Genomic DNA, 3,060 nt, shown 5'->3' on the forward strand with positions numbered 1-3,060 from the left:
TTATATATAAATATTTACCAGCGTCTGCCATGGTATCTGTATGATTTTTCATGCCCTGATGTTCTGTGATGGTTTTTTATTATGTTTTCATTAACTATTTTGTTAAATGATGAATTTATATACTTTTCGTTTAGCCTGATCTCTATATGCTCCATATTTATGCTGCTTTTTGCCTGAATTTCATGGATCATGTATTTTTCCTCCTCATTAAATATTGTCATCGCACGGCCATTTTTACCCATTCTGCCTGATCTTCCAACCCTGTGTGTGTATGTCTCTATATTGTCAGGTGCATCGAAGTTTATAACATCTGAAATTCCCGGTATATCCAGACCCCTTGCAGCAATATTTGTGGTAACAAGTATGCCAGAATCCATTTTTCTAAACTCATTTATTGATCTTTCCCTGTAATTCTGTTTCATGCCGCCGTGAAGTAAAATATTTCTAAAACCCTCCTGCGTAAGGGCCCTGTTAATTATTTCACCCATTTTCTGTGTTTTGACAAAGATAATGGATTTTTTTGAACCATAATCATTTAAATATGACATTAATATTGAAAATTTATTGCATTTTCTGGATACGGTATAAATATGGTTTATTGTTTCCGGTATTCTATCCTCATCAGCAAATATGTTTTCCGGGTTTTTCATGAACTGCCTGGAAAGCATTTTAATCTTTTCCGGCATTGTGGCCGATAACAATATTGTCTGCCTCCTATCATTTGTGTATCCTATTATCGTTTTAATGTCGTCTATAAAACCCATGTCAAGCATCTCATCAGCCTCATCAAGAATGAGGTGGTTAATTCTGGATATATCAAGGTAACCCTTATTTATCAGGTCAATTATTCTTCCGGGTGTGCCTATTACAATATCTGCACGGTACAATGAATCTATCTGCCTCTGATATGGGGTCCCGCCATATATTATTGAATATCTTAATCCGGTATATTTTCCCATTTTTTCAAAAACTTTTGCCGTCTGCAATGAAAGCTCCCTGGTTGGAAGAACAATAAGGGCCTTTACATACCTGCCCTTTAAGCTGGATATGGAATTTAACACTGGAATTAAGTAAGCACCGGTCTTTCCAGATCCGGTTTTTGACCTTATAATTACATCCCCTCCAGACATTATATGTGGTATGGCCATATCCTGAATTTCTGTGGGATTTATAAAATTCATATCATTTAGTGCCCTTTTAATCTCTTTATTAATATTCATATTTTCAAATTTTGACAATTTAAACACTCCATTGTATATACTTAGTTTCCTTATATACTTATTCTTATAATAAAATAAAATTTTTGAGGATTAATCCTCAAGTGCTGTACTTTCCATGATTTTATCCTTAGGTGCCGATTTTAGTCCTATAAAAAAGAATATAATTGCATAAAAGAACAGAACCAAATAGTCAAATGGATATGGTATTAAATTTGTTCCTCCAGTGGGTGTACCACCGTATCTTGACAATAGTATTAAACCAATTAAGTATAATGGTATCCATAGTGAGTTTTTTAGATGAAGATTTGAGTATTTCTTTAAATGTGCCTGGTAAATAAATATTATGGATCCTGCAAGGGTTGCGCCAAGTGCGTATAATGTTGTTGGATATGTTGCCCAGTAAATAAGGTATGTTGCAATGATGAATGCGGAAAATGACCAGAGCATTGGGTAAGGAATTTTAAATGGCCTCTCAACATCCGGGTATAATTTTCTCAGCACAGGCAATGATATTGATGCAATTGCAAAATTTGCAACTGCGGCAACAACCACGAAATCGACAAGTTCATACCATGATGGTAGTGGAACCAAAAATATAATCCCCAGAATGACTGATAAAACAAGAGCATATACAGGTGCTCCACTTTTTGTAGTTTTTCTAAAGATTTTAGGAATTGCATTTTCCTCTGAGAAGCCGAAAATTATTCTGCTTGCACCGGTAAGATAAACACCAAGTGTGCCTCCTGGGGAAATAATTGCAAAGATAAAGAATATCACAATCATTACGCCTAAAAGTGCAGCAACCTGAGGACTTACAAAGCTTAAATTACCATGCATTATATCAACCAGCGGTGATGATCTACCTGCAATATAGGCCCAGTCACCAACTGGTTTGTTAAATCCCTTCCAGTTTACGGTTCCAACTATTACAACAGCCATGGCAATGTAAAGCAGGCTCTGAATTAACAGAACAAGACCTATAATCTTTGGCATGTTTTTTGCTGGATTCTTAACCTCACCTGCCATATCTGCTACCTGCCTGTAACCACCAAATGAAAAGAGTATTCCAGATGCGGGTATTGCTATGAAAATACCGCCAATGGATGGTGCGAAGCTTGGAGATACAAAATTGGATGGATGGAAGATGAATAATGGAAGTATTATTACAAATGCAATAACCACGGCTATTTTAACCCATGTCCAGACCTTATTGAACTTCGCGAAATGTGCTATGCTCTTAAGATTTAAAAATAAAAAGCCAATCATTAAAAGTATTGATAAGAGTATTCCATATCCGGTTAAAAGGCCCGTGGTCGAATTATACAGCTGCGGAACATAAAATGCAGCATATTCAGACACTGCCACTGCCTCTATTGCAGGAATGGTAACTGCCCATATAAAAAGGGCCCATCCGGAAATAAAACCACCATATGACCCATATGAATAATAGGCAATCCTGGCACTGATTCCGGACCTTGGAAACATTGCAGAATATTCGGCAAATGGTAGGGTTACCAGAACTATAAATACTGCTGTTAATATCCATGAAATAATGACAGCGGGGCCAGCATAACCTGTACCGCCTGCTGCCGCAAATAAAATGCCGGAGCCAACCGCCCCGCCAACGCCGAACATGATTGCATCATGTGTATTTATTCCTCTTTTTAGACCAGTTTTTGTTCTTTTAATACTCTCTGCCTCATTCAAGTTCATATTTTCCTAATGAGAATAACAATATAAATTTTTGCCTAAAAATTTAAAAATTAAAATTTATTAAATTTAAATAAGATGGAAAAAATGAGTAATAATATAAATTTAAAAATACTTTTGAAATGATTAA

At 35.9% G+C, this 3,060-nt stretch carries 2 protein-coding genes; both read right to left on the reverse strand.

The features are described 5' to 3' along the window. Positions 1 to 14: 14 nt before the first annotated feature. Entirely contained in the window at positions 15 to 1,238 is a 1,224-nt protein-coding gene (locus AOG55_RS03145) for a DEAD/DEAH box helicase (RefSeq protein ID WP_055040875.1), read from the reverse strand. 72 nt (positions 1,239 to 1,310) lie between these two features. Then, positions 1,311 to 2,933 (reverse strand): APC family permease, encoded by a 1,623-nt coding sequence (locus tag AOG55_RS03150; RefSeq protein WP_048102390.1) that lies wholly within the window; start codon positions 2,931 to 2,933, stop codon positions 1,311 to 1,313. Between the last annotated feature and the right edge of the window lie 127 nt (positions 2,934 to 3,060).

The sequence above is a fragment of the Acidiplasma cupricumulans genome, from assembly GCF_001402935.1.
GTDB classification, from domain to species: Archaea; Thermoplasmatota; Thermoplasmata; order Thermoplasmatales; family Thermoplasmataceae; genus Acidiplasma; species Acidiplasma aeolicum.

Coding starts and splice junctions, on each gene's coding strand:
- AOG55_RS03150 (WP_048102390.1), bottom strand. CDS start 2,933: ATGAACTTGAATGAGGCAGAGAGTATTAAAAGAACAAAAACTGGTCTA.